We start from the raw sequence: 24,085 nt of genomic DNA on the forward strand, positions 1-24,085 counted from the left end.
ATGCTCTAGCATGGCGGCTGTGAAGTCCGGCCCCGCTCCCGCTGCCTACCCCGCGCCGCCTGCCCCGGCGGCCAATGCCGCCCTGTACGCCGCCGAGGTGTCCCATTCTTTCGGGGAGCGCCCGGTGCTGCGCGGGGTCAGCCTGGCGGTGGCGCCCGGCGAGGTGGTGGCGGTGACCGGGCCGTCGGGCAGCGGGAAATCCACCCTACTGCATCTGCTGGGCGGGCTGGATACCCCAGGCAGCGGCGAGGTGTGGTGGGGGAATACTCGGATAGACACCCTGAACACCCAGGCGCGGGCGTCGCTGCGGGCGGCGTCGCTGGGGTTCGTGTTCCAGCACCATTACCTGCTGGAAGACCTCAGCGTGGCCGAGAATCTGGAAGTGCCGCTGCTGCTGGCCGGGCAACCCGGCGCCGGGACGCGCATTCAGGAGCTGCTGGACGCTGTGGGCCTGGGCGGACGCGGCCATGAAAGCACCGGCGTGCTGAGCGGCGGCGAGCGGCAACGCATCGCCATTGCGCGGGCGCTGGCGTCCCGGCCCCGCGCTCTGTTGGCCGACGAACCCACCGGCAGCCTGGACCAGGCAAACGCCCGCGCTGCCGCCGGGCTGATGTTTGACCTGGCCCGCCGCCAGGGCACCGGCGTGCTGCTGGTCACCCACGACGCTGGTCTGGCGGCGCAGGCCGACCGCAGCCTGCATCTGGTAGACGGAGTGCTGAGCGCATGAAGAGGTCAGCTCGCCTCGCTTCTGTCTGGGCCGCTGCTCTGCTGCCCGTGGCCCTGCTGCCCGGCCTGAGTCCGGCGCTGGCTGGGCAGCAGGAACCGCTGCTGCGCGTCGTTGACCCGGCCGGCGACGCGCACGGCGGCGGCACCGCGCAGCTGCCGCGTCAGCCGGCCATTGCCCCGGAAGCGCTGGACCTGCGCTCGTTCGAGGTCTGGCCGCGCGGCAAGTACCTGACTTTCCGCACCGAGTTCGGGCAGCTGGCCAATCCCTGGAACGCGCTGGGCGGCTTCTCGGCACAGACGCTGGACATCTTTGTAGGCACCCGCCGGGGTGGCGAGACCGATCTGGGCGACCTGCGCCTGCGCACCGAGGGCGGGGGCTGGCAGTATCACCTGCGCGTGACCGGCTTTGGCAGCCGCTGGACCCATGCTGCGGCGGTGGCAGCAGACGGCAGCGGGGCACCTGACGCCAACGCTAGCGCCCCGGAACCGGCTGGCCCGGAACTGCCGCCCCCCGCGCGGGTCCGCACCGAGGGCAATGCCCTGATCATTGACACTGATTTGCCGCGCGGCCGTTACCTCTACTGGGTGACCAGTTCGGTGTACTCGCCGCTGTCGTCCGGCGGGGTGCTGGCGCCCGGCGGCAGCGGCAACTTTGCGGTGACTACGTCGCAGGACAGCGCTTCGGTGCCAGTGCCGCTGGATGTCCTGATGGCCGAGGACTCGCCGCAGCCGTTCAATCTGGGCGTGCTGGCCCCGGTGGGCCGTCTGAGTGACCTTCGGCCCTGGTTGCTGTGGGGCCTGGGCCTGCTGAGCCTCGCTCTGGCGGCTGCGGCGTCCATCACCCTGTGGCGCACGCCGCGTGAGCAAGAACTGCGCCCGCCCGCCCGGAAATGAGAAAGTTGGCGGCGGCGTTTTATCCTCCGCCGCTCCGTTTGGGCCATGCTGAAGGGATGTTAACTGCCCGCTGGCGTTCCCGACTGGTTCTGGCCGGTCTTTTTCCTGCGCTTCTGCTGGGGTGCCGGCAGGCGGCCGCTCCGCTGAGTGACGGCTGCGGCGGCTGCATGACGCCGGCAGCCGGCGAGGTCACGCTGGACCTGGGCTACGCTGAAAGCGGCCAGATTGACAAAGCTTTCAGCGGCAACTGGCAGATTGAGAAGGTGCCGGTCTGGCTCAAGCCGAGCAGTTTTGCCGGAAGCGCTGGCACCCCGCTGTCGCTGCGGGTGCAGGCTGACCGCAACGTGGGCATACAGCCCACTGCCGCCGAACCGCAGCTGAGCGACGTGATTAAGGTACGCTGGCAGGCTCCGGGCAGCGCGACGTGGGTTACCTCGCGCTGGCCGGTGCAGGCCCGGCGTTACTCGCTGAGTGGGCAGATCCGGTGGCCGGCCGTGACCGGCGCCGACGCTCTGGTGCAGGCTGGAACGGTGCAGCCGGCCGCAGCTGGGCCGGCCCGTCAGGTCATCGTGAAATACCGCTCGGCGGCGGTGGCGCAGGCAGTCGGCGCCCGGCTGGGTCAGGGCGCTGGACAGGCTGGAAGTGCCGAACAGGCCGGGGCCCAGTCGCTGACGCCGGACACCGCCGGCTCGGCGCGGCAGCTGTCGGCGCAGTCGCTGCAGCGCTGGCAGCGGGCCGGGGCCGCGCAGCCGGTGGCGCGGCTGGGTGCTCAGACCCTGCTGGCACGCCCGGCCGACCCGCAGGCCCTCCTGACGGCCCTGCAGCAGGACCCGGCGGTGGAATACGCCGTGCTGAGCGCCCCGCTGAGCACGCAGCAGGTGGATGGGCCAGCTATCCAGCCAGCGGGTATGCAGCCGGCAGGTACACAGGCGGAAGGCACCCAACCAGCCGGCACCCAGACGAATGCTCTGGCGCAGCCGGTAATCCCCACCGACCAGTACGCGTCGCTGCAATGGGCTTACCGGACGCTGGGCTACGGCGCTGTCTGGCGCGACATGGAAGCCGGCGGCTACACCCGCCCGGTCACGGTGGCGGTGCTGGACACCGGGGTGCGCTACGACCACCCTGACCTGCAGGGCCAGCCGCTGACCCCGGCTGAAGGTGCCCTGGACGTGCTGGACTTTACCCCCGCTGCCGAGGGACAGGCTGGCTACGACAACGGCGACGGTGACGGCCCGGACCGCGATCCTACCGACCCGGCCGCCCCGCGCCGCACCGACCACAGCCACGGCACCCACGTCAGCGGCATCATCGCGGCCCGCTGGGGTGAACAGGCGGTTGCTAACTCCAAATGGAGCACCAGTGGGGTGGTGGGTGCCGCCTACCGCGCGCCGGTCAAGATTTTGCCGGTGCGGGTGATTGACGCTGCCGGGAATACGGACGTGGCCCAGGTGGCCGCCGGCCTGCGCTACGCGGTGGGTCAGCCGGTGACGCTGGGCGGGCAGACTTTCCAGAATCCGGCCCCGGCTCAGGTCATTAACCTCAGTCTGGGTGGGCCGATCAGCGCCGCAGAAGCCCGGCCTCTGTGCGACGCGGTGGCTGAAGCCCGCGCTGCCGGCGCTGTGGTGGTCGCGGCAGCCGGCAATTACTATTCTTCCTCGCAGGTGTATCCGGCTGCCTGTCCCGGCGCGGTGGCGGTGGGCAGTGTGACCCTTTCGGGCGCCTCGGCGCCGCGCCACTCCGAGTTTTCCGATCATTACGCTGAAGTGCGCCTCAGCGCGCCGGGCGGCACGGCAGAGGGCACCACCTACAACGGCGGCCGGCTGAACGACAAACCCGCGCCCGACCAGATCTTCTCCACCGACTGGGACTATGCCAAAAACGAGCCGCGCTACGCCTACCAGGCCGGCACCTCGCAGGCGGCGCCGCAGGTGAGCGCGCTGGCCGCCCTGCTGCTGTCTAAGGGCGTCACCCACGGCCCTGAGGACACCGAAGCCCGGATGTTCGATACCGCCACCGACCTGGGTCCGGCCGGCCGCGACGAGTATTTCGGCTACGGCATGATCAACCCTGCCGCCGCCCTGGAGGCCCCCGCCGTCAGCCGCGCAGCCGGGTTCTCGCTGCAGTCGGACCGGGGCCAGAGCTACCAGCCGGCGCTGGACGAGCAAGGCCGCTTTACCGCCTATCTGGGCACCGGCACCTATGTCCTGCGGGCCGGGCACGACTTCAACGGCAACGGCGTGGCCGGCGAATACGGTGAAGGCGGCGTGAACACTTCCGCCACTCTGAGTGCCGAGCAGCCTGAGGTGCAGCTGAGTCCCCTGCAGGTGCGCTGAGGGCGCGGAGAAGGCCGGCTGCTGCCTCTTTGCGCGTCCTCGCCTTGTTCTGCCAGCGTTCATCTGGCCGTCAGCCTCTGCCGGAGGTACTGCGCTAGCCTGTGAGACATGGCGCTGGCGGGCAGACAGCTCGAAGGTGGAATCCGGCTGGTGCGGCCGGTGGGTAACGGTTCGCACTCGGTGGCCTATCTAGCGGTCACGGCCAGTGGGCAGCCGTGTACGGTCAAGCTGTTTCAGCCGCAGCTGCTGGACCATGCCCAGCGCGAGCTGGAAGTCGGTAGCCGTTTCCGGCACCCCCGGCTCTCGCGGGTGGGCCGGCTGACCTGGCTGGACGATTACCCCGCGCTGGTCATGAGCTGGGTGCCGGGCGAGACGCTGCTGGCCCATTACCGCCGCCGCCCGGCGCTGCGCTGCGAGCCCTACGCTTACCTGACCACCCTGGCCGATGTGCTGGACGGCCTGGATCACATGCACCAGTTAGGGATGCTGCACCGTGACGTGAAACCCGACAATATTCTGGTGCAGCCGTCTGGGCGGGCGATTCTGGTGGATTACGACCTCAGCGGGCCGCTGGACGAACCGCTGCACGCCCGGGTGGGCACGCCTGCCTTTCAGAGCCCCGAGGCCCAGGCTGGCGGCGAACTGGGCACGGCCAGCGACCTGTATGGCGTTGGCCTGCTGCTGTACTGGGGGCTCTGGGGCGCCCTGCCCGAGCCAGACCCCGACACGGACATCCTTGATCTGGATGCTTTAGCTCCTGAGGCAGAACTCTCCAGTGGCAGCTCTGATGTCTGCCCTGAGCCCTTCTTCCAGGCAGAAGCACAAACCCTGATTCGGCAGCTGCTGCAGCCCCGCGCCCAGGGCCGCCCGGCTTCAGCCGCAGCGGTGCGCGGTGAACTGTTGAACTGGCGTGAGGAGTTGCCAGCGCCGGCCGCTCAGCCAGCGCCCCCGCTGCGGCTGGACCGCTGAGCGGGGGCGGCCCTGACCTGGGGTTGGGGTTTAGGGCTGCGGCACGTCGGCGCCCAAGCGAATCACCAGGTCGCTGCCGTCCGGGTTGGGCGTAGGGTCAGCCTCCCCGAAACCCAGCCGGCGCTGGACCTGTGCAGCCTCTGGTCCCTGGAACTGCGTCACTGGCACTGTTCCCTCGCCGTTGCCCACGTTGACCCGGCTGAACCCCTGACCTCTTAGTTGCTCGGCCAGCCGCCCGGCACTGCCTGCAGGCGCGCCCACGTTCAGAATGGTGATGCTCATATCGGTGTTGAGGCTGGCGGCCGGTGCCGCGTCGCCGCCGCTGCTGCTCTGCGCCCGGCCCGACCCTTCGCCGGAAAATTCCTGCGCGATCAGTTCTTCCAGCGCCGGCCGGTCCACCGCCCAGGTGCCGTGGGCACCAAAATTGCCTGGCACCAGGTAGGTGTTCACCTTGGGGCCATGCAGCGCGGCCGCCAGGAGAGCCCCTACCTCGTCGCGGCGCAGGTTGGATTTGGTGTTGGCGTTCAGTGCCCCGGCCACCACTGGCCAGCGCCACCAGTTCAGCGGGCGCTTCATCTGGTCCGAGAAGGCGGCCACGAACTGCTGCTGCCGGGCCACCCGCCCGATATCGCCCAGGCGGTCCTTGCGGAAGCGCAAAAACCCTTCCATCTGCTCACCGTTCAGCTGCTGGGTACCCGGCTGCAGGTTGATGTGCAGTTTGCCGGCATCGTCGTCGTAGCGCATCGGCTGTTTGACCTCCACCGTCACGCCGCCGGCGGCGTCGGTCATGGCGCGGGCCGCGTGCAGCGAGAGCAGGGCGTAGCCGTCCACCGTCAGGCCGGTCAGGTCGCCCACCGTCTCCATCAGCAGTTCGGGGCCGCCGCGTGGGTTGCTGGCGTTGATCTTGCTCATGCCCACGCCGGGAATCTCCACCCAGGAATCGCGCGGCACCGACAACAGCTTGACTCGGCCGTCCGGGTAAACTTGCGCCAGCATGATGGTGTCGGTCAGGCCGCTGAAGTCCTCGGGAGCGGCCGGGTAGGGCCACACCGCGCTGGGCGGGTACTTGGGGGTCACACCGGCCAGCAGAATATTCAGCGGGTGGTCGGCTGGCCTGGGCACCGCGCCGTAACGGGCCAGTGCCGGAGCCGCCGGGGCCAGCAGCGCCAGAAAAGCGGCCAGAAGCAGGCCAGGGACAATGAAACTCACACGCACGTCACGCAGTGTAGAGCGCGGGCGCGTGAGAAACGGCGTTCCCGCCGGCGTGTCTTCAGCGCCGCCCGCCTCCGGCTGCAGCCGGAATCAGATGAACAGCGTCAGATGAACAGCGGTGTCTCGCTGTCGTCCTGACCCGGCAGGCCCCGGCGGGCGTCAAAGTACGTCGCAGCAACGAGGCCCAGGGCTGCGCCCAGGGTGACCAGGACGATGATCCGGGGCAGGCTGAATTTGTGGGCTTGCATGGCCCCAGAATACATCCGGGGGCACATTTGGACCAGCCGACGTTTATGGTGCCTGGGAACCGCTCGTTTCAGAACTGTTTGCTTCAGGGTTGAGTGCCCCGGGCGCCGGCGCTCCGGGCCGTGAGAGCGAGCGCGGCAGCCGCCCCCACAGCGCTATCAGGCTGAGGCCCCCCAGGGCGGCGACCACGCTCAGGCCCCAGTGCGGGCCCAGGGGACCGCTTTTGCCGATCATGTAACTGACGAACAGCGCGCTGATCGGGCCCATGCCGGTCAGCACGAAGGAATAGAGGCTCATGACCCGCCCCCGCAGCTGGTCGGGGATAATCAGCTGCACCGTGCTGTTGGCGCTGACCAGAAAGCTCAGCATGCCAAAGCCGGCCAGCACCAGCACCGGCAGCCCCAGCTGTGGCCCCGGCACCCAGGCGAACGCTGCTGTGGCGGCCACCACGATCACGGCGCCCAGCCGCAGAAAGCGCACCGGGTTGGGCTTGCTGGCCTGATAAAGTGCCCCGCCCACGGCGCCCAGACCGAACACAGCGCTCATCAGCCCGAAGGCCGCTTCCCGTGCCCCAAAGACCTCGCGGGTAAAGTACGGAATCATGATGTTGAAGTTGATGACGGTCAGGCTGAGCAGCCCCACCAGCCACATCACGCTGGAGACGTCACGGTTGCCGCGCACGTAGCGCAGCCCGTCACCGATCTGTTCCAGCATGCTGCCGCGCGGTGCCGTCTCACGCGGCGGAAAGGGCATGGTGGCGATCACGTACATCACCAGGAAAAAGGAAGCCACGTTCAGGTAGTAGGGCAGGGCCAGCCGCGACAGGGCGTTGGGGTTGCCGCCGGCCAGCAGCGCCACCCCGGCCGCCACCACGATGCCGAACAGCGCCTGCCCGGTGGTGCGGCTGACATTGAACGAGAAACTGTTGAGGGCAATGGCGTTGGCCACGCTGCTGCGCGGCACCAGGTCCACCACAGTGCTCTGGCGGGCCGGCATATCGAAAGCCTGGGCGATACCGTGCACAAAAGCCAGCGCCAGCACCAGCGGCAGCGTGACCACCTGCAGGTGGGTGGTTACGGCCAAGGTGGCGGCCGTGAACAGAAAACCGGTCTGGGTCAGCAGCAGCACGGTGCGCCGGGGCATCCGGTCCACGATAGCCCCCGCAAACAGCGAGAACAGCAGGCTGGGGGCAAACTGCACCGCCGTCACCCAGCCCAGCGCCGCCGAACTGCCGCCGGTCAGCTCCAGCACCAGATACTGCTGCGCCGTGGTCTGCATCCAGGTGCCGATCAGGCTCAGCAGCTGCGAGAGCCAGTAACGCCGAAACAGGGGATGGGCCAGGGCGCTGAAAGTGCGCCGCAGCCAGCCCATCACGCCACTGCTGCCGCCTTCACCAGAAGGGGTGCCGGGCGGTGGGGAGCCGGGTGGAGGCGTGGCCGACCCGCCCGGCGCCGGCTGAGCCCCAGCGGCTTGGCCCGCGGTTGCCGGGTCGGTGGCCTCTCGGTCATCGGGAAGAGATGGAACCATGCGCTTCAGCTTACGCCCCGCTCCGCTGCCAGCTCAGGAAAAGGCGGCTCAAAGGTAGCTCAGGGAAAAGGTGCCTTGCCCGGCTGCCAGTGGCCCTCTGGCCCACCGGCCCAGTGCCAGGGCCCGCTCTCTTCTTCCCGTCCGTTCTGCGGTGGCCGCAGGGCCAGGGCACGTGCCACCTCGGCCAGCGGCACTCGCCGGGCAAAGCGGGTCCGGGCGTGCCACTGCCGCAGCGCCCGCTGCTCGGCCTCGCCGTGGAGTCCTCGCAGCGCCGCACTGGCCCGGTTGACAGCCAGGTCGAACAGCGCCGGTGGAACTTCGCCGGTCAGCAGGTCGGCCGGAGCGCCGGGGGGCAAGTCGGGCGGAGGCAGGGTCATCAGGCTCAGCATAGGCCCTCTGGGCGCCCGAGCGGGCAAGGGCGGTGCCCGACCCGATCTGCCATCATCTTCCGTTCACAACGCGACCTGTGCCTCGCTGGGGCAGGGCAGCTGCGCTAGGCTAGAGCGTTATGAGTGCACTGAGAAGACGAGTTTCCATCAAGCGGCCAAAAGACATCGAAATCATGCGCCGGGCCGGCGGGCTGGTGGCCGAAACCTTCCGGGTGCTGGACCCTTACATCAAGCCGGGGGCCTCCCTGGCCGAGCTGGACCGCATCGCCGAGGAGCATATCCGTGCGGCCGGGGCGCTGCCCGCCTACCTGGGCTACGGTCCCAAGTCCAACCCCTTTCCCGGCACCATCTGCGCCAGCGTGAACGAGACGATCTGCCACGGCATTCCCGACAGCCGTGAGCTGAGAGACGGCGACATCGTGGGCATGGACATCGGCGTACTGCTGGACGGCTTTTATGGTGACGCCTGCTACACCTACACCGTAGGCCAGGTAACCCCCGAGGTGCAGGGCCTAGTGGACACCACCCGCGAAGCGATGGACGCCGGCATCGCCACTGTGCGGGCCGGCTCGCGCCTGGGCGACATCGGCGCGGCCATTCAGGAAATTGCCGAGCCGCGCGGTTACTCGGTGGTGGAGGAATACACCGGACACGGCATTGGCCACGACCTGCACGAAGACCCCACCGTGTTTCACAAGGGCGTGCGCTACACCGGCATGAAGCTGGAAGAAGGCATGGTCTTTACCATCGAGCCGATGCTGAACCTGGGCACCGCCGAAACCGAGTTGCTCAGCGACGGCTGGACCGTGGTGACCCGTGACCGCCGGCCCTCGGCGCAGTTCGAGCACACCCTGGTCGTGACCAAGAAGGGCGCCGACCTGCTGACTGTCTGAGCGGGCCGCTCCCACCGCGCCCGGCCGGTGCCTGCCGCTCCGGCCGGGGGTCTGCCGCCGGGCATGGAGTATGCTGAGTGCCGAATGACGGCAGAAGAAGTGCGGATCGATGGCAAATATACGGTGCTGCGCACGCTGGAAGAGCGGGGCAACCTGACGCTCAGCGAGGTGAGCGCCCCAGACGGCGAGCTGTTGCGCCTGGCCTGGTTCGAGATTGACACCCCCGAGCAGCGCCGTGACTTTTTCGCTTACCGCGACGCCCTGCGCGCCTTGAACCCCGCCGGTCTGGTCGAGCTGGTTGCCACGCCGGAAGCCAACTACGCCGTGTGGCGGCCGCTGGCGGGGCAGACACTGGGCGATTTTGCAGCCCTGCCGGCCCGGCCGGAAGAGGGCCTCGATTCACTGCGGCTGCTGACCCAGCACCTGGCCGAGCACGGCTACGCCCTGACCGATGCCGAGATCCTGCTGGCCGGCCGGCGCAGTGAGCAGGCGGTGCTGGCATATCTGGAACCGGCCCCACAGCGCACCGACGCTGAGATTGCCCGGCTGAACGCCCCGGTGCTGCGCCCAGTGTTCGAGGGCCGCACCCGCCGCCGCGCCGATAACCTGCGCTGGCTGTCTTTCGTGCCGGGGCTGGCGCTGCTGGCTGCGACCGGCTGGTATGGCTATCAGGCCACCCAGGCTTACCTCAACCCCCGGGTGGCTGTGGTCAAGGACGTCAAGGGCCTACCGGCCAACGAGGCCGCGAAACAGCTGGCCAAAAGCGGGTTCCGGGTGGCCTATACCGAGGGCGAGGGCAGCGATGCAGCTATCGGTTCGGTGCTGCGCCAGGAACCTGAGGGTGCCACCAACATGCCGCTGGGCCGGCTGGTCACCCTGACGGTCAACAGCCCGCCCGACCTGACGGTGCCGCGGGTGGAGGACCTGACCCCCGACCGGGCCACCGTCAACCTCAAGGAAAGCGGGTTCCGGCTGGGCACCGTCACCAAGATTGACGGCACGCCCACCCAGACGCCTGAAGGCCGCATCATCTCGCAGGATCCGCCTGCCGGACTGTCCACCCAGCGCGGTCAGAATGTGAATGTGCTGGTGTCTACCGGGATTGCCGGCAAAGAAACCTGGATTCCCGACCTGACCGGGCTGGATTTCACCTCGGCCCGTGAGCATGCCCGCACCGCTGGCCTGGTGATCACCGAAGTCAAGCCGGAAGAGAGCGACTTGCCGGAAAACACCGTGATTTCGCAGGTGCCCAAGCCCTATACCCGGATCGGCAGCGGCGAGAAGATGACCCTGGTTGTGGCCGCGCCCAAGTTCAGCGAGCCGCCGGCCACCGTGGGCGCCCTGCCGGTACCCCCGGCTTATGTGCCCCCGGCCCCGCCGCCCCCGCTGCCTGAGCCGGAACCGGAACCGACCCCGCAGGAAACCCCGCCGCCCGGAACGCCTGCTGGCACGCCGCCGGCCACCAGCCCGGACACGGTTCCGGCAACGCCCGCCGGGGCCCCCGCCGCAGAGCAGCGCGACGTGCAGCTGAACTACGACTTCCCGGCCGACCTGCCCCCCGGCAACTATTCCATCGTGGTCCGCGACGGCGCTGGGCAGCGGGTGCTGATGGGCGCGACGCCCAGCAGCAAGCTGGCCGGTGCCCGCGCCTCCAGCACCGTGCAGGTGACCGGCAATGCCACTTTCATCATCCTGCGCGACGGCGAAACGTTCGCCGCGTCTATCCCCTAGGCTCGGGGCAGTGCGTAGGGAAGAAGGTGGGGGCACAGGTCGTCGCCTTCTCCCTCTTCTTTTTTCAGCTTGCCTTTCAGAAGGGAAGGTCCTCTTATGATCTATCTCGACTACGCTGCCACCCATCCCATGACGCCCGCTGCCCTGGCCGCTTACGCTGAGGCGGCCGCGCTGCCGGGCAACCCGTCCAGCGTTCACGTTGCCGGGCAGCAGGCCCGCGAGAAACTGGAAGAAGGCCGCACCCGGCTGGCGCAGGTATTCGGGGTGGACCCCCGCCGACTGACCCTCAACAGTGGCGGCACCGAGGGCGACAACGCCGTGCTGTTCGGCGTGGCGCAGGCGTATCAGGAGCGGCATGGCCGGCTCGGCCACCTCGTGACCAGTGCCAGCGAGCATTCAGCGGTGCTGGCCCCCGCCCGCGCCCTGGCCGCCCGGGGCTGGGACGTGACCTTTCTGCCGCCGGACCAGCACGGCCGGATAGCCCCCGAGCAGTTGCAGGAAGCCCTGCGGCCAGACACCGCCCTGGTCAGCCTGCACCACGTCAGCAACGAGATCGGAACCATTCAGCCCACCGCCGAACTGGCAGCAGTAGCGGCGATCGCCGGAGTGCCCTATCACACCGACGCGGTGCAGGCGCCCGGCGTACTGCCGGTGCCGCTGGCCGAGTGGGGCGTCACCTACGCCACATTCAGCGCCCACAAGTGGGGCGGTCCGCGCGGCGTGGGCGTGCTGTATTCCGCCCAGGGCCAGGACCTGCCGCCCCAGCAGATCGGCGGTGGGCAAGAAAGCGGGCAGCGTGCCGGCACCCAGAACACGGCAGGCATCTATGCGGCGGGAGTGGCCCTCACTGCCGCTGAGGAGGCGCGGGAGTCCACTTTTGCCCACCTCCTTGACCTCCGAGAGGCTTTCGTGGCTGCCGTAGGCGAGTTGCCGGGCCTGCGCTGGAACCACCCGGCCGAAGGCAGCAGCCCCAAGGTCGCCAGCCTGACCCTCAGCGGCGCCGACGGCGAAGCCCTGCTGATGAACCTGGACATGGCCGGCGTCTGTGCCAGCGCAGGCAGCGCCTGTAGCGCGGGGACCATGCAGCCCAGCCACGTGTTGACGGCCATCGGCCACAGCGAAGCGGACGCCCGCAGCAGCTTGCGCTTCAGCTTTGGGGCGGCCAGCACGCTGGAAGGAGTGCAGCAGGCGGCCGCAGCCCTGCGTCAGGCGGCCGAGTGGTCGCGGCTGGGCTGAAGCCTGCTTGGCCCCGGCTACATCGCCCAGCGGCGCACCAGTTTCTCGGCAGTAAAGGGGGCATTGCCGGCCGGCGGGCACTGGGCCGAGCGCACCGCATAACGGTTCACGTCCACCACCAGGTCGGGCCGGCCGTCACCGTTCACGTCTGCCTTGCGCCAGTCACCCAGCCGGGTCACGGTGGCTGTGCCCTTGCCACAGTTCTGGAGGTTGCCGTCCAGCAACACCTTCTCGCTGCTGCGGCGACTGTCGGCCGTGACCAGGGTCAGCTGTGAGCCGTACATCACGAAGTGGCCCCGGCAGGCCAGCGCGTCGCGGCCATCAAAGCGCCGGAACTTCAGGCACTCCTGGGCAGTTACGCCCGGTGTGTGGTGGATCCTCTTCCACTGCCCCCGCTCACGGCGCAGCAGGGCAACGCCATCACAGCTGTCCGATTCGGCCCAGCACAGGTTCAGCAGCGCCTCTTCACGGCCCGGCGCGCTGAAAGAGCCGAACGTTACGCTGGTCGGTACGCGCCGGCCGAATACTGGCATCTGGGCGCCACCGCTGCTTACCGTCAGAAATTCCATCCGGCAGCCCGGCTGGCCGGCGCAGTAGGCTGCCCCCAGCACCCGTGTTTGATGCGCATCGGGCCGCTGGCTGTCGGTCCTGACCTGCGGAGCAGGGGCATTCCAGGCCGGGAGCGGAAGCGAAGCTGCTGCCAGAGTGAGTAAAATTGTAAACATAGCGCGAGTCTTTAGACTCGCGCTGATGTTGTTCTGACGGGTGGATAAAGGCCGATTGAGGGTTCGGGCACAGTGTGTCCGGGAGAGCCGAGTTCAGGCTCCGGCGTGTTCCTGCGCTGCATATCCCTGGGCTGCACCGGGACGCTTCAGCGCCAGCTGGCCGCAGGCGGCCCCGGCGTCCTTGCCGCGCGAGCGCCGTACACTCACGTCTACGCCGCGTTCTTCCAGCAGGTCATAGAACGCCTGAATCTGCGCCTCGCTGCTGCTCACAAAAGGGCTACCGGGCCAGGGATTCATCGGAATCAGGTTCACGTGGCTGACCAGGCCCTGCAGGCGCTCGGCCAGCAGTTCGGCCTGCCAGAGATGATCGTTGACACCGTCCAGCATGGTGTACTCCATGGTAATGCGCCGGCCGGTCCGGGCCTGGTAGTCGCGGGCAGCGTCCATAATCTCGTCAATCGAGTTGGCCCCGCCGGTCGGAATGATCTTGCGGCGGGTTTCCTCGTCCGGGGCATGTAGGCTGATGGCCAGCTTGATACCCAGGTCGTCTTCGTCGGCCAGCCGGCGAATGCCTTTGGCAATGCCCACCGTGCTGAGGGTCACCCGGCGCTTGCTCATGCCCAGCGCCTGCGGGTGCAGCAGAATCCGGGCGGCCTGCATGGTGTTGTCGTAGTTCAGCATGGCTTCACCCATACCCATAAACACCAGGTTGCGAATTTCGCGCGGTTCGATGCCCTCGCCGCCGGCCACCGCCAGCACCTGCCCCACGATTTCGCCGGGGGTCAGGTTGCGCCCGAAGCCCATCGCCCCGGTGGCGCAAAAGGCGCAGCGGGCCGGGCAGCCCACCATGGTGCTTACGCAGATGGTCTTGCGGTCCAGGTACGGCATATAGACCGCTTCCATCTGCCGGCCGTCGGGCAGGGTGAAGAGGTATTTCACCGAGCCGTCGTCGCTGCGGAAGGTTTCAATGTCAGTAAAGGGATTGAGCCGCCATTCCCGTTCCAGCTCGCTGCGCTGCTCGGCTGGCAGGGTGTGCATCTGCCCAAACTCGCCCACCCCGTGCTGATACACCCACTCCAGCAGTTGCCGGCGGCGAAAGCCGGGCAGCGGGTAATCGTCGGGGTGCAGGTCCAGCAGCAGAGGCCGGGCCGCTGAAGCGTGGGCAGTGGGCGCAGTAGTCATCCGGTCAGTCTAACGCGCGCAGCATCTTTCCAAAGGTGGGACGGGCTGGGAATGCTGCCCGCGCGCCCGGGCCTACAGCACAAAAAAGCCCCCGGCCAAGGGGCCGGGGAGCTTCTCTTGAATCAGTTCTTGCTTAACGGAACAGCAGGTCCAGCAGGTTGATGGTGGTGCTGCGGGGAGCCTGGCTCAGGTTGATGCCGCCGTCGCGGTTCACGTTCACCGTGGCGATTTCCGCCGACTGGCCGGGAGCCAGCACCACGATCTGGTACTGTCCACGTTCCACCGAGGTGGTCAGCTGGCCGCCGCGAATGGTACCTGCTTCGTTGCCGTTCAGGAACACCCGGCCGCCTTCCATCGCGCTGCGCACAGTCACGTTGTAGGTGCCGTTCACCGGGGCGGGGCGCACCGGCGCGGGGGTCACGGTGTTGCCGCTGAAGGGCACCGTCAGGTTGGTGGTGGCGTTGCCGCGGATGGTCACGGTGGTGCGGAAGTCCGCAAAGCCGGGGGCCACGATACGTACCGGGTAGTTGCCGGGAGCGATGCCGCTGTAGGTCTTGTTGGCGCTGCCCAGTACGCGGCCGTTCAGGATCACCTGGGCGTTGTTCACGTTGGTGCCCACGAACAGGTTACCGGTGCGCACCGGAGCGCGTTCCGCCACGTCGAAGAAGGCGGTGTCGCTCACCCAGCTGTTCTGGGGCAGCGGGTTCACCACGATGCTCAGGGCCTGGGCCAGGTTGTCCTGACCGCGCACGCTCACGTTGGCGAACTGGCTCTGGGCGTTGGCGAAGGTGCTCAGGTCATTCAGGCTCAGCTCGGTCAGCGAGGCCAGGGCCAGCACCTTGTTCAGGCCGGCGGGGCCGTCCACGTTGTAGGTGAAGTTGGCGTTGGCTGCCGGGAAGGTCCAGTTGGTGTTGGCGGTCACGCGGTTGGAACCGCTCAGACGGTTGGGCAGAATCTGGTTGACTTCGCCGTCGGCGCCCACGTTGAACAGGTACACATAAGCGTCACGGTTGGTCTTGACGTTCAGCTTGATGCCGTCGCCGATGCGGTAGGTGGGGACAGCGTCGCCGGTGGGGTCCTTGTCCACGCTGACCTGCACATTCAGGTCAGGCTGGGCAGGGTTCACGATAATGCTCTGGGCGCTGATGCTCTGCGCACCGGCGGTGCCGGCCAGCAGGGTCATGGGCAGCAGGGCTGCCTTCAGAAGAGTCTTGTTCATGGCCCCAGGCTAAGGCTCCTAATATGACGCACGGTGAGACGGACCGGCAGCAAATTTAATGGTCATTCAGATCACCGTCAGACCTGTCTGGTTTCTGACGGTGAAGGCGCTGAAGCGCCCTGCTTGGGCCCGCTCTTAGGCTAGCGGATGATACGGGCCGGTTCGATGGCGGCGGCGCGGCGGGCCGGAATCAGGGCGGCCAGCAGCGTGGTGACCAGCCCCACGGCATTGACCCACAGCAGGTCGGTCGGCCGCACTTCGACCGGCAGCGAGGTGATGAAATACAGGTCTCCCGGAATCTGAAAAGGGCGCAGCGTAAAGTAGCCGGCCACCGCCAGCCCCAGCAGGTTGCCCAGCAGCAGCCCACTGAGGCCCAGCACCAGACCTTCCAGCAAGAAGATGTGAGTGATGGTGCTGCGGGTGGCCCCAATGGCGCGCAGAATGGCGATTTCCTGGGTTTTCTCGAACACGGCCAGCGTCATCACGTTGGCGATACCGAAGGCGGCCACCACCACGATCAGGAACACCACGAAGCCGATCACTTCTTTTTGCAGCTTCAGCTGGTCGAGCAGGGTGCCGTAAAGCGACTGCCAGGGCGTGGCGGCGTAGGGCAGCTGCGCCGTGAGGGCCTGCCCCACCTGCGGTGCCTGCTCGGGGTCCTTGAGGCGCACCTGATAGCCGGTGATCTTGCCGGTCTGCTGCAATTGCTGCAGGGTTTTCAGGTTGGTAAAAGCGTAGCCGGAATCAATCAGGTAGTTGCCGGTATGAAAGACGCCTTTCACGGTCAGTCCCCCGCGGTTCTGGCTGCTGTTGAGCAGGTTCAGCCGCTCGCCGGCTGCCGCCCCGATATTGCGGGCCAGCGCCGACCCCAGCAGAATGTCGCCGTCTTTCAGGGTACGCAGCAGCTCGCCCTCCTGCGGCTGGAGTTCCAGCACGTCGGCGGCCTGCGGCCCCACCCCGAACAGGGTGCTGAAATCGGTGCCGGCAGCGCGGTATTCGTCGGCGGGCCGGGTCAGCAGGGCCTTGTCGGCCAGAAAGGGAGTAAAGGCCGCCACCTCCGTATTGCCGGCCAGGGCCTGTTCCATCGCCTGATCCTGGCCGCCGGGCGTGTATGGCTGCACGCTGAGGTGCGGACTGGCCCGCAGGGTGGCGCTGATCAGCGCGCCGGTAAAGCCGTTGGTGAGGCTGAGCGCAGCAATCAGCACCGCTACGCCCACCGCGATGCCGGCCACGGTCAGGGCGTTCTGGGTGCGGCGCTTCTTAAGGTGGGCACGCGCCAGCAGCCAGGGCAGGCGCCGCGCGGAGGCGGGGGCAGAAGGTTCAGCGGCAGGCACAGTCACAGTAGAGCCCAGCATAGCCAAGTTGGCCGGGGCGCCGCCGGCAGATGCGTGGAGCGGCCAGCAAAAATCCCCGCCGGGAAAAGGCGGGGACAGGGCAAATGCCGGGGGAAGAGACTGGGGCGGCCCTCAGCGCACAGCGGTGATGCGTACGCTGCGCACGCCCCACTGCATGGCCTGCGAGCGGGTGGGCATCCAGACATCGATCTGGCGGGACTTGCGGGCGTGCATGGTGTCTTCGACAATAAAAATGCGGCCGTTCGCGTAAGGGTGATTGCCGCTCAGGTCCTGAATCCTCAGGCGGGTGCCGTAAGGAAAGATGCGCAGCATGTCGCGGCTCAGGGCCACCACGCCGGGGCGGGTGCGGGTGCCGGTGGCGGTGATGTGCGGTGAGCTGTCGGTCTGGGCCGACAGGCTGTTATAAGCGGTGGAGCGCAGCACGGCGGTGCGGCCGGCGGGAGCGCGGGCGCCCAGCACCACATCGCTGGGCTGCTCGGCAGCAGGCATCACGGCAGGGCTTACATAAGGCAGGCTGCGAACAGCGTCATCGCTCAGGGCGGACTGCACGGCCCGGTCGGCCAGCGCAGCGGCGGGGAGGGGCGGCAGGGCAGCGGCAGTGCCCAACACGGCGGCGGCCAGCGCGGCCAGCAAAGTACGTTTTGGCATGGATCTCCTTGGTCCTGTTCCCGGGGAGGGAAGCAAGCTTACGGCGAGTCAGAAAAAGACATGGGGGCTCCGGCAGCTGGAAAAAACAGGGCTGCCATGCATTGCGCGAGCCGGCCCCGCACGGAGGCCGGTAGAAGCTCGCTTCCCGGCTGACAGAGCCTAACAAGTCCGGTATGTCATGAACTTGTTCCCAATTTCATTTACATGAGAAAAATCAAGGATTTTTCCGAGATGACCGTATTATTCCCGTCATGGCAGGGTCCGGAAAGCAGGTGCGTGCCCGGAGGCGGGGGAATAACCCGGTGAGATTCACCATAGGTGACCCCCATGAGAGGGGCGACAGACCAGGCTGACTGGGGGCGGCCGGCTCTGGGCCAGCGCTCCGGTTGCAAAGGCCCTGAAAGCACCGCCCAGACGCTCCCCCCGGCGCTTAGCGGCCAGCTCTCATCTTCGGAGCCGGCTCTCATCTGCCGGACTAGACTGAACAGCATGTCTGCGCCCCTTTCTTCTGCGTCCCCTGTATCTTCTGCAGCTTCCGCCGGCGCCGCGCCGGTGTCGCGTGTCAGCCGCGCTTTTCCGATTGGCGCCCTCTGGGGAGCCATCGGCATCGCGCTGGGAGCCTTTGGAGCCCACGCGCTCGCGGACCGCTTCAGCCCGGCCGACCTGGCCATTTACGAAACCGGAGTGAGATACCAGATGTACGCCGCGCTGGCCCTGCTGGCACTGGGCGCGGTTGGTCAGGGCGGCTGGCCGGCGCGGCTGCTGCTGATTGGCAGCCTGATTTTCAGTGTCAGTCTGTATTTGCTGGTGGGCCTGGGCGTGCGCTGGCTGGGGGCCATTACGCCCATTGGGGGCGTGCTGATGATCGCTGCGCTGGTCTGGGTGGCCGCGCTGCACTGGCGGCGCTGAGCCCGGAATCTGGGCTGGCCTGTGGGCATTCTGTCAGGGCTGAGGAGCCTGCGCTAGAATGCCCCGCGTGTATGTCAATCGCCGCGCTGGCTACGAATATGAACTGCTTGACCGCTACGAAGCTGGTCTGTCGCTGACCGGCAGCGAGGTCAAGAGTATCCGGGCCGGGGGGGTTGACTTCCGGGACGCTTTCGCGCGCCTCAATGGCCGCAACATTGACCTTGAAGGGTTGTATATTCCGCCCTACAAGGAAGCGACCTACAACAACCACGAGCCCCGCCGGCCGCGCCGGCTGCTGCTGCACCGCATGGAAATCGAGAAGATTCGCCGGGCGCTGGACCAAAAAGGTCTGACGCTGGTGCCCACCCGGCTGTACCAGCAGGGCCGCTATTTCAAGGTGGAACTGGCGCTGGCCCGGGGCAAGAAGCTGCACGACAAACGCCGCGCCGACGCCGAGAAAACGGTGCGCCGCGAACTGAGGGAGTACTGATGAAACGAGTGATTTCGGCCCGGGCGCCCTGGCAGGCCGCGGCCCTGCTGGCGGCCCTGAGCCTGGGCGGGCTGGGAGTGTGGTACGGCAGCGTGGCCTCGGCGCAGGTGGCCTATAGCAACCTGACTCTGCAGGGCACCCCGGTGCAGAGCGTGAACCTGTACGGCACCGAGTACATCGACGTGGAAAGCCTGCGGAGCCTGGCGCGGGTGGTGCAGGAAGGCCCTTATCTGCGCGTTGAAGGCTACGGCCACTCCATCGTGCTGCCGATTGACGAGGACGCTTACCGCGCCACCACCGATTTCAACACTGTTCAGCTGGATACCGTGCGGGAAAAGGGCCGCACGGCCACCTACGTGGACGGGGCGGTGCATGTGCCGCTGGAAGTGGTGGCCCGCACCTTTGGGGCGACCTACCGCTCCGGCTCGTTCAGCATGCCGGACCGCCGCCTGACCAACGTGAGCAGCTCGGTGGGCGACAAGGCCGACCGGCTGGTGCTGGACCTCTCGCAGGACGCCGACGTGTTTACTGAACTGCGCGGCAACGACGTGCATGTGGTGGTGCGCGGCACCGCCGGCGATCAGCGCCGCTACACCACCACCGGCAAGTTCATTTCCAACGCCCGGGTGGTGGCCGACGGCAAAGACCTGCGCCTGCGCTTCAGCCTGCCCAAGGACAGCGGTTACCGGATGTACAAGGTGATTCGCCCCGGCAGCGTGCGTGTGGTGGTGGACGCCGGCCCGGCCATTGAGCGCACCACGCCGGCGCTGCTGGACCGCATCGCCCGGCCCTTGATCGTGATTGAGCCGGTGCTGACGGGGGGTGCGGCGGGCAACAACGATTTCAGCCTGGACGTGGCCAAAAAAGCCCAGCGCCTGCTGAACGAAGCTGGCTGGCAGGTCAAAATGACCCGCAGCGACCAGAAAGACGCCAGCTTGGACCAGAAGATGGTGCTGGCCCGCCAGAGTGACGTGTACCTGATGCTGGACGTGAGCCATATTGGGGTGCCGGGTGTGGTGGCCCCCGGCGTGAAGGTCTATCAGCAGCTGAGCGAGAATTCCTCGGAATACGTGGAGAACATCCGCTCCGGCGAGAACCCGGCCTATGCCAGCAACGCGGTCAGCGACCTGGGCGGCACCCGGATTCTGACCGAGTCGCTGGTCAAGGAGCTGGGCACCCAGAAAATCCAGGCGCAGCAGCGGCCCCTGTCCAAGGTGCTGACCCTGGGCGAAGCTCCGCAGGCCGGCGCCCTGATCGAACTGGGTAGCCTGGACAACGCCGACGACGTGGCCGCGATGGGCGACGACACCTTCCGGCAGCGGGTGGCGGCCAGCATCGCCCGGTCGGTGGCCGGGTACCTGTCCAAGAAGGTGGACAACGCGGCCGTGCTGCCTGGCGGTGACGCCTCCGGAGCGGCGGCCGAGGGCGGCGCAGGAGGCCAGCAGTGAAGAACCTCTTTTCCTTTTTCAATGTGCTGGCTTTCGTGCTGCTGGTACTGTCGTTCGCGGCCATCACCTGGGTGAAGCGGCCCCCGCCTGCGCCCGAGGCGCCCAACTACGTGCTGTCCGAGCGGCTGCCGGTGGAGGTGCCGGTGTACTACCTGGACGCCAGCGGGCAGAAGCTGGTGAGCGAGAAGCGCAAGGTGCCGGTGGTGCAGGGCGACAAGAACCCGCAGGGCATTGCCGACGCTGCCCTGACCATCTGGAGCCAGGGCCCGGCGGGCGAGGGGCTGAAGCCGGCAGTGCCGACCCGGCTGCCGGCCCCCCGGGTGTGGCTGCGCGGCGACAACTATTTCGTCAGCCTGCCGCCCGAGTACCGCAACCTGGGTTACTCGGTGAGCGGCGAATACCTGATGTTCTGCTCCATCACCCGCACGCTGCTGGAAAGCCGCGGCCTGGACGTGACTTTCCTGGTTGGCGGGCAGAACGTGACCACCATCGGCGCGATGGACCTGCGCCAGCCGCTGACCAAACAGGACTGTAAGGACCTCTAGGGTGAAGCGTTTTCGCTGGGCCTGCCTGCAACCCGCAGGCCCCGGCCCACGCCCATTTCCCGCCTGATTGCCGCTTTTTGCCATGATCGAATCCCTGACCCTGCACGGTTTCAAGAGTTTCTCGCAGCGCACCCACATTGAGTTCGAGCCCGGTATCACGGCAGTGATTGGCCCCAACGGCAGCGGCAAGAGCAATGTGGTGGAGGCGCTGCGCTGGGTGACGCACGCTGCACGCACCCGCGAGCTGCGGGCGGCCAGGGCCACCGAGCTGATTTTCCACGGAGGCAGCGGCTCCGGCCGGGCGCCGCTGGGCCTGGCAGAGGTGCAGGCCGAGCTGCGGCACAGTGGCGAAGCGCTGAACCTGAGCCGCCGGATCTACCGCGACGGCACTTCCGAGCAGGAGCTGGCCGGGCGCAGTGCGCGGGTCCGCGACGTGCAGGCCGCGCTGCGCGGCACCGGTCTGGGACCGGGTGGTTTGGCAGTGATTGGGCAGGGCGAGGTGTCCGGGGTGGTGCAGGCGGAAGGCCCACGGCTGCTGGGATACCTGCAGGAGGCGGCCGGGCTGTCGCGCTCGGTGGCGGCCCGCGCCGAGACAGCTGCGCGGCTGGCCGAAGCCGAGCGCCATCTGGCCGACCTGACCCTGGTGCAGTCCGAGCGGCAGGCGGCGCTGGAGCGGCTGCGGCTGGCGGCCGAGGCGGCGCTGCGCTGGCGTGAGCTGGTGGCGCGGCAGGCCCTGCTGGACGCGGCCCAGGAACGCGAGAAACAGCTGGCCCTGCGCCGCGAATTGGACGCTGCCCGCCGGGAGGCCAGTGAGCAGGAGGCCCACTCGCAGCGGCTGGGAGCGGGGCTGGGAGACGCTGCCGCTCGGGCAGAGGCGGCCCGCGAGGCTCTGGCGCAGGCTCGCGCGGCTGCCCGCGCCCGTGAGGACGCCCTGGCCGCCTTGAACGCCGCCGAGCAGGCCCACGCCCAGGCGGCCCGCTACGGCGAGCACCTGGGGGGTGAAGAAGCAGCCCTCAACGCCGAGCTGACCGCTCTCCCGAACCATGCTCCGGCCGAAGCGGCTCCCGACCTGGATACGCTGTCCCGCGCCGTGCAGGAGGCCCGCACCCAAGCTGAAGCGGCCGAAGCGGCTTCTCGCCGCCTGGAACGCCAGCTGGCGGAAAGCCGCGAGGCCGAGTTGCGCCGCACCCAGGCTCAGGCCCGTGCCGAGGCCGACCACGCTGCCCTGACCCGCGAGCAGGAACGGGTGGCGGCAGCTCTGGTGGCCCTGGCCACCGAAGAACAGCAACTGGCAGCCGAACTGGCCCGCGCCGCTGCCGAGCGCGAGGCCCAGGCGACCAGGCTGGCGGCGGCCCAGACTGAAGCGCAGAGCCGGCAAGTCCGCCGCCAGGACATGCTGGCCGAGCGCACCCGCTTGCAGGCCGGGCTGGCTCCGCTGCGCCGCGAACTGGAGCGGCTGGAAGCGGCGCTGAATGCCTATTCGCGCTACGGCGAGGGCGCCCGCAACGCGCTGCGGCTGGACCATCCCGGCATCGTGGGTAGTGTGGCCGACGTGCTGACAGTGCCGGCCGAGCTGGAAACCGCTGTGACCGCCGCGCTGGGCCGGCGGCTGGAACAGGTGGTGGTGAACACCGCTGACGACGCCCGCGACATCATCGCCGAGCTGAAACGCCAGGGCGGCCGGGCCACTTTCCTGCCGCTGGAACTGCTGCACGAGCGCCCCCGCCGCGACGCTGCGCTGCTGCGCGAACCCGGCGTGGTGGGTAACCTGGCCGAGCTGTGCCCCACCGACCCGCCGCTGGTGGGCCGCTCGCTGCTGGCCGATACCATGGTCGTGGACACGCTGGACACCACCAACCGGCTGGCCCGGCAACACCGTCAGCGCCCCCGGCTGGTTACGCTGGGCGGCGAGCTGGTCGAACCGTCTGGCGCCATGACTGGCGGCCGCCTGCGCGACTCCGGCAGCAGCGTGCTGGCTGACCAGCGGCGCTTTCAGGAACTCGCCGACGAGGTGGAGACGGCCGAAGCGGCCTTACAGAAAGTGGAAGCGGCCCTGGACACTCTGAGCGACGAGCAAGCCACCGACCTGCCCGCGCTGACCGCCGCCCACGCCGCCGCCCAGGCAGCCGAGCGCGAGCTGGCGGCCCAGGCCCGCGAGCTGGCCGCCCAGCAGCGTAGCCTAGAAACCGATGCGGCGCGGCTGGCTGAGGGCCTGGCCGCCTTGCCTGCGCCGGCCCTTCCTGCCGCCGCCCCACAGCCGGAAGCCGACCCCGCCGCCCTGGAAGCTGAGCTGACCGCCAGCCGTGCCGGAGCCGAGCAAGCCCGCGCCGCCGAGCGTGCTGCTGCCGAAGCGCTGGCGCTGGGCCGTGAGCTGGCCGCTCAGTGGCACAGCTACCGGCAGGCTGAAAGCCGCCGCGCCGAGGTGGGGCAGCGCCTGGAAGCTAACGCCCGCGCCCGCAGCGAGCAGGCCGGTCACATCGCGGCCGCCGCCGCCGAGGTGGAGCGCCGCCGGCAGTCGCTGGGCGATTTCGACTCCCAGGCGGTGGCCCGCGCCGAGGAGGAAAGCCGCCGGACTGCCGACGCTTACGCTGCCCTGATTGCTGCCCAGAACAAGGCCCGCGCCCGGCTGGACGAACTGCGTCTGACCATCGCCCGGCGTGAAGGGGGGCTGGGAGCGGTGCCCGACGGGTGCTCACCGGCTGGCACTCCCCGCGAGTGGGCGCACGAACTGGGCCGCCTGCGCAGCGAACTGGCCGCCCTGGGGCCGGTCAACGCCCGCGCCGAGGCCGATTTCCTGGCCGGTCAGGCCGAATGGGCTGCCACCCAGGCCGGGCTGGACGACGCCCAGGCCGCCGTGGACGAGTTGCGCCGGCAGCTGGACGAGCTGTCGGGTCTAGAAGACGCCGCCACCCGCCAGGCGCTGGACACCGTGGCGGCCGCTTTTGCCCGCTACGTGGCCGAACTGCTGGGCGGCAGCGGCGAATTGGAGGCCCAGCAGGACGACGCCGGGCGCATCAGCGGCCTGTCGCTGGCGGTGCAGCCGGGCGGCAAGCGCACCCGTTCGATGACCCTGCTCAGCGCGGGCGAGCGCACCATGGCGGGGCTGGCCTTCCTGTTTGCCCTGAACCACGCTGGGGGCGAGGGGGCCGCCGGTGGCCTGCCGCTGGCCGTGCTGGACGAGGTGGACGCTCCGCTGGACGAGGCCAATATTCGCCGCTTTACCGCCTTTCTGACCCGCTTTGCCGCGCAGGGCACCCAGTTCGTGGTGGTCACTCACCAGAAAGCCACCATGGAAGTGGCCGACACCCTCTGGGGCGTGACCACCGACGGCGGCGGGGTCAGCCGGGTCCTGAGCATTCGGCAGGCTTCCGAAGGCGCGGCGCTGGTGCGCGGCTGAAGTCCGGG

21 protein-coding genes are annotated in these 24,085 nt (G+C 68.4%); 12 read left to right on the forward strand and 9 right to left on the reverse strand.

Going from position 1 to position 24,085, the window contains the following annotated elements:
- Positions 1-10 precede the first annotated feature (10 nt).
- The 4 genes from OCI36_RS02625 (at position 11) to OCI36_RS02640 (ending at position 4,925) form a co-directional block, all read left to right on the forward strand.
- Entirely contained in the window at positions 11-727 is a 717-nt protein-coding gene (locus OCI36_RS02625) for an ABC transporter ATP-binding protein (RefSeq protein ID WP_261663530.1), read from the forward strand.
- Positions 724-1,620, forward strand: coding sequence for a glucodextranase DOMON-like domain-containing protein (locus tag OCI36_RS02630; RefSeq protein WP_261663531.1), 897 nt, complete (start codon positions 724-726; stop codon positions 1,618-1,620). The genes OCI36_RS02625 and OCI36_RS02630 overlap by 4 nt, the downstream gene beginning before the upstream one ends.
- 167 nt (positions 1,621-1,787) lie before the next feature.
- Positions 1,788-3,956, forward strand: coding sequence for a S8 family serine peptidase (locus OCI36_RS02635; RefSeq protein WP_261663532.1), 2,169 nt, complete (start codon positions 1,788-1,790; stop codon positions 3,954-3,956).
- A 108-nt stretch (positions 3,957-4,064) separates the two neighbouring features.
- The gene (locus OCI36_RS02640) at positions 4,065-4,925 is read left to right on the forward strand and encodes a serine/threonine-protein kinase (protein WP_261663533.1); all 861 of its coding nucleotides are present in this window, start codon (positions 4,065-4,067) and stop codon (positions 4,923-4,925) included.
- A 30-nt stretch (positions 4,926-4,955) separates the two neighbouring features.
- Here OCI36_RS02640 and OCI36_RS02645 read toward each other — a convergent pair whose 3' ends face one another.
- The 4 genes from OCI36_RS02645 to OCI36_RS02660 all read right to left on the reverse strand — a co-directional run bounded on the left by OCI36_RS02645 (position 4,956) and on the right by OCI36_RS02660 (position 8,287).
- Positions 4,956-6,140: an LCP family protein gene (locus OCI36_RS02645; protein WP_261663534.1), complete on the reverse strand. Its 1,185-nt coding sequence runs from the start codon at positions 6,138-6,140 to the stop codon at positions 4,956-4,958.
- Positions 6,141-6,241: 101 nt separating this feature from the next.
- Positions 6,242-6,385 carry a hypothetical protein gene (locus OCI36_RS02650; protein WP_261663535.1) on the reverse strand — a complete coding sequence of 48 codons (144 nt, stop codon included), beginning with the start codon at positions 6,383-6,385 and terminating at the stop codon, positions 6,242-6,244.
- A 43-nt stretch (positions 6,386-6,428) separates the two neighbouring features.
- The gene (locus tag OCI36_RS02655) at positions 6,429-7,754 is read right to left on the reverse strand and encodes an MFS transporter (protein ID WP_261664361.1); all 1,326 of its coding nucleotides are present in this window, start codon (positions 7,752-7,754) and stop codon (positions 6,429-6,431) included.
- Between the two features lie 215 nt (positions 7,755-7,969).
- The gene (locus OCI36_RS02660) at positions 7,970-8,287 is read right to left on the reverse strand and encodes a hypothetical protein (RefSeq protein WP_261663536.1); all 318 of its coding nucleotides are present in this window, start codon (positions 8,285-8,287) and stop codon (positions 7,970-7,972) included.
- Between the two features lie 131 nt (positions 8,288-8,418).
- Here OCI36_RS02660 and map point away from each other — a divergent pair, with 131 nt between their 5' ends.
- The 3 genes from map to OCI36_RS02675 all read left to right on the forward strand — a co-directional run bounded on the left by map (position 8,419) and on the right by OCI36_RS02675 (position 12,159).
- Positions 8,419-9,192 carry a type I methionyl aminopeptidase gene (map, locus tag OCI36_RS02665; protein ID WP_261663537.1) on the forward strand — a complete coding sequence of 258 codons (774 nt, stop codon included), beginning with the start codon at positions 8,419-8,421 and terminating at the stop codon, positions 9,190-9,192.
- Positions 9,193-9,276: 84 nt separating this feature from the next.
- The gene (locus OCI36_RS02670) at positions 9,277-10,923 is read left to right on the forward strand and encodes a PASTA domain-containing protein (RefSeq protein WP_261663538.1); all 1,647 of its coding nucleotides are present in this window, start codon (positions 9,277-9,279) and stop codon (positions 10,921-10,923) included.
- 96 nt (positions 10,924-11,019) lie between these two features.
- Positions 11,020-12,159, forward strand: a complete 1,140-nt coding sequence (locus OCI36_RS02675; protein ID WP_261663539.1) for a cysteine desulfurase family protein — start codon at positions 11,020-11,022, stop codon at positions 12,157-12,159.
- A 17-nt stretch (positions 12,160-12,176) separates the two neighbouring features.
- Here the strand turns inward: OCI36_RS02675 and OCI36_RS02680 are convergent, their stop codons facing one another.
- The 5 genes from OCI36_RS02680 to OCI36_RS02700 all read right to left on the reverse strand — a co-directional run bounded on the left by OCI36_RS02680 (position 12,177) and on the right by OCI36_RS02700 (position 17,288).
- Positions 12,177-12,884 (reverse strand): hypothetical protein, encoded by a 708-nt coding sequence (locus OCI36_RS02680; protein WP_261663540.1) that lies wholly within the window; start codon positions 12,882-12,884, stop codon positions 12,177-12,179.
- Positions 12,885-12,977: 93 nt separating this feature from the next.
- Positions 12,978-14,066: a 23S rRNA (adenine(2503)-C(2))-methyltransferase RlmN gene (gene rlmN, locus OCI36_RS02685; protein ID WP_261663541.1), complete on the reverse strand. Its 1,089-nt coding sequence runs from the start codon at positions 14,064-14,066 to the stop codon at positions 12,978-12,980.
- A 133-nt stretch (positions 14,067-14,199) separates the two neighbouring features.
- The gene (locus OCI36_RS02690; protein WP_261663542.1) at positions 14,200-15,285 is read right to left on the reverse strand and encodes a DUF4384 domain-containing protein; all 1,086 of its coding nucleotides are present in this window, start codon (positions 15,283-15,285) and stop codon (positions 14,200-14,202) included.
- 140 nt (positions 15,286-15,425) lie between these two features.
- Positions 15,426-16,619 carry an ABC transporter permease gene (locus OCI36_RS02695; RefSeq protein WP_261663543.1) on the reverse strand — a complete coding sequence of 398 codons (1,194 nt, stop codon included), beginning with the start codon at positions 16,617-16,619 and terminating at the stop codon, positions 15,426-15,428.
- Between the two features lie 132 nt (positions 16,620-16,751).
- Positions 16,752-17,288 (reverse strand): 3D domain-containing protein, encoded by a 537-nt coding sequence (locus tag OCI36_RS02700; protein WP_261663544.1) that lies wholly within the window; start codon positions 17,286-17,288, stop codon positions 16,752-16,754.
- 489 nt (positions 17,289-17,777) lie between these two features.
- Between OCI36_RS02700 and OCI36_RS02705 the strand changes: the two genes are divergently transcribed.
- The 5 genes from OCI36_RS02705 to OCI36_RS02725 all read left to right on the forward strand — a co-directional run bounded on the left by OCI36_RS02705 (position 17,778) and on the right by OCI36_RS02725 (position 24,077).
- Positions 17,778-18,197 (forward strand): DUF423 domain-containing protein, encoded by a 420-nt coding sequence (locus OCI36_RS02705; RefSeq protein WP_261663545.1) that lies wholly within the window; start codon positions 17,778-17,780, stop codon positions 18,195-18,197.
- A gap of 58 nt (positions 18,198-18,255) precedes the next feature.
- Positions 18,256-18,687 (forward strand): SsrA-binding protein SmpB, encoded by a 432-nt coding sequence (smpB, locus tag OCI36_RS02710; protein WP_261663546.1) that lies wholly within the window; start codon positions 18,256-18,258, stop codon positions 18,685-18,687.
- Positions 18,687-20,135 carry an N-acetylmuramoyl-L-alanine amidase gene (locus OCI36_RS02715; RefSeq protein WP_261663547.1) on the forward strand — a complete coding sequence of 483 codons (1,449 nt, stop codon included), beginning with the start codon at positions 18,687-18,689 and terminating at the stop codon, positions 20,133-20,135. The genes smpB and OCI36_RS02715 overlap by 1 nt, the downstream gene beginning before the upstream one ends.
- On the forward strand, positions 20,132-20,680 hold the full coding sequence (locus OCI36_RS02720; RefSeq protein WP_261663548.1) for a GerMN domain-containing protein: 549 nt from the start codon (positions 20,132-20,134) through the stop codon (positions 20,678-20,680). Before OCI36_RS02715 ends, OCI36_RS02720 begins: the two co-directional genes overlap by 4 nt.
- Before the next feature lie 82 nt (positions 20,681-20,762).
- On the forward strand, positions 20,763-24,077 hold the full coding sequence (locus tag OCI36_RS02725) for an AAA family ATPase (protein WP_261663549.1): 3,315 nt from the start codon (positions 20,763-20,765) through the stop codon (positions 24,075-24,077).
- Positions 24,078-24,085 lie beyond the last annotated feature (8 nt).

This window comes from Deinococcus sp. Marseille-Q6407 (assembly GCF_946848805.1).
In the GTDB taxonomy this organism is placed as follows: Bacteria; Deinococcota; Deinococci; order Deinococcales; family Deinococcaceae; genus Deinococcus.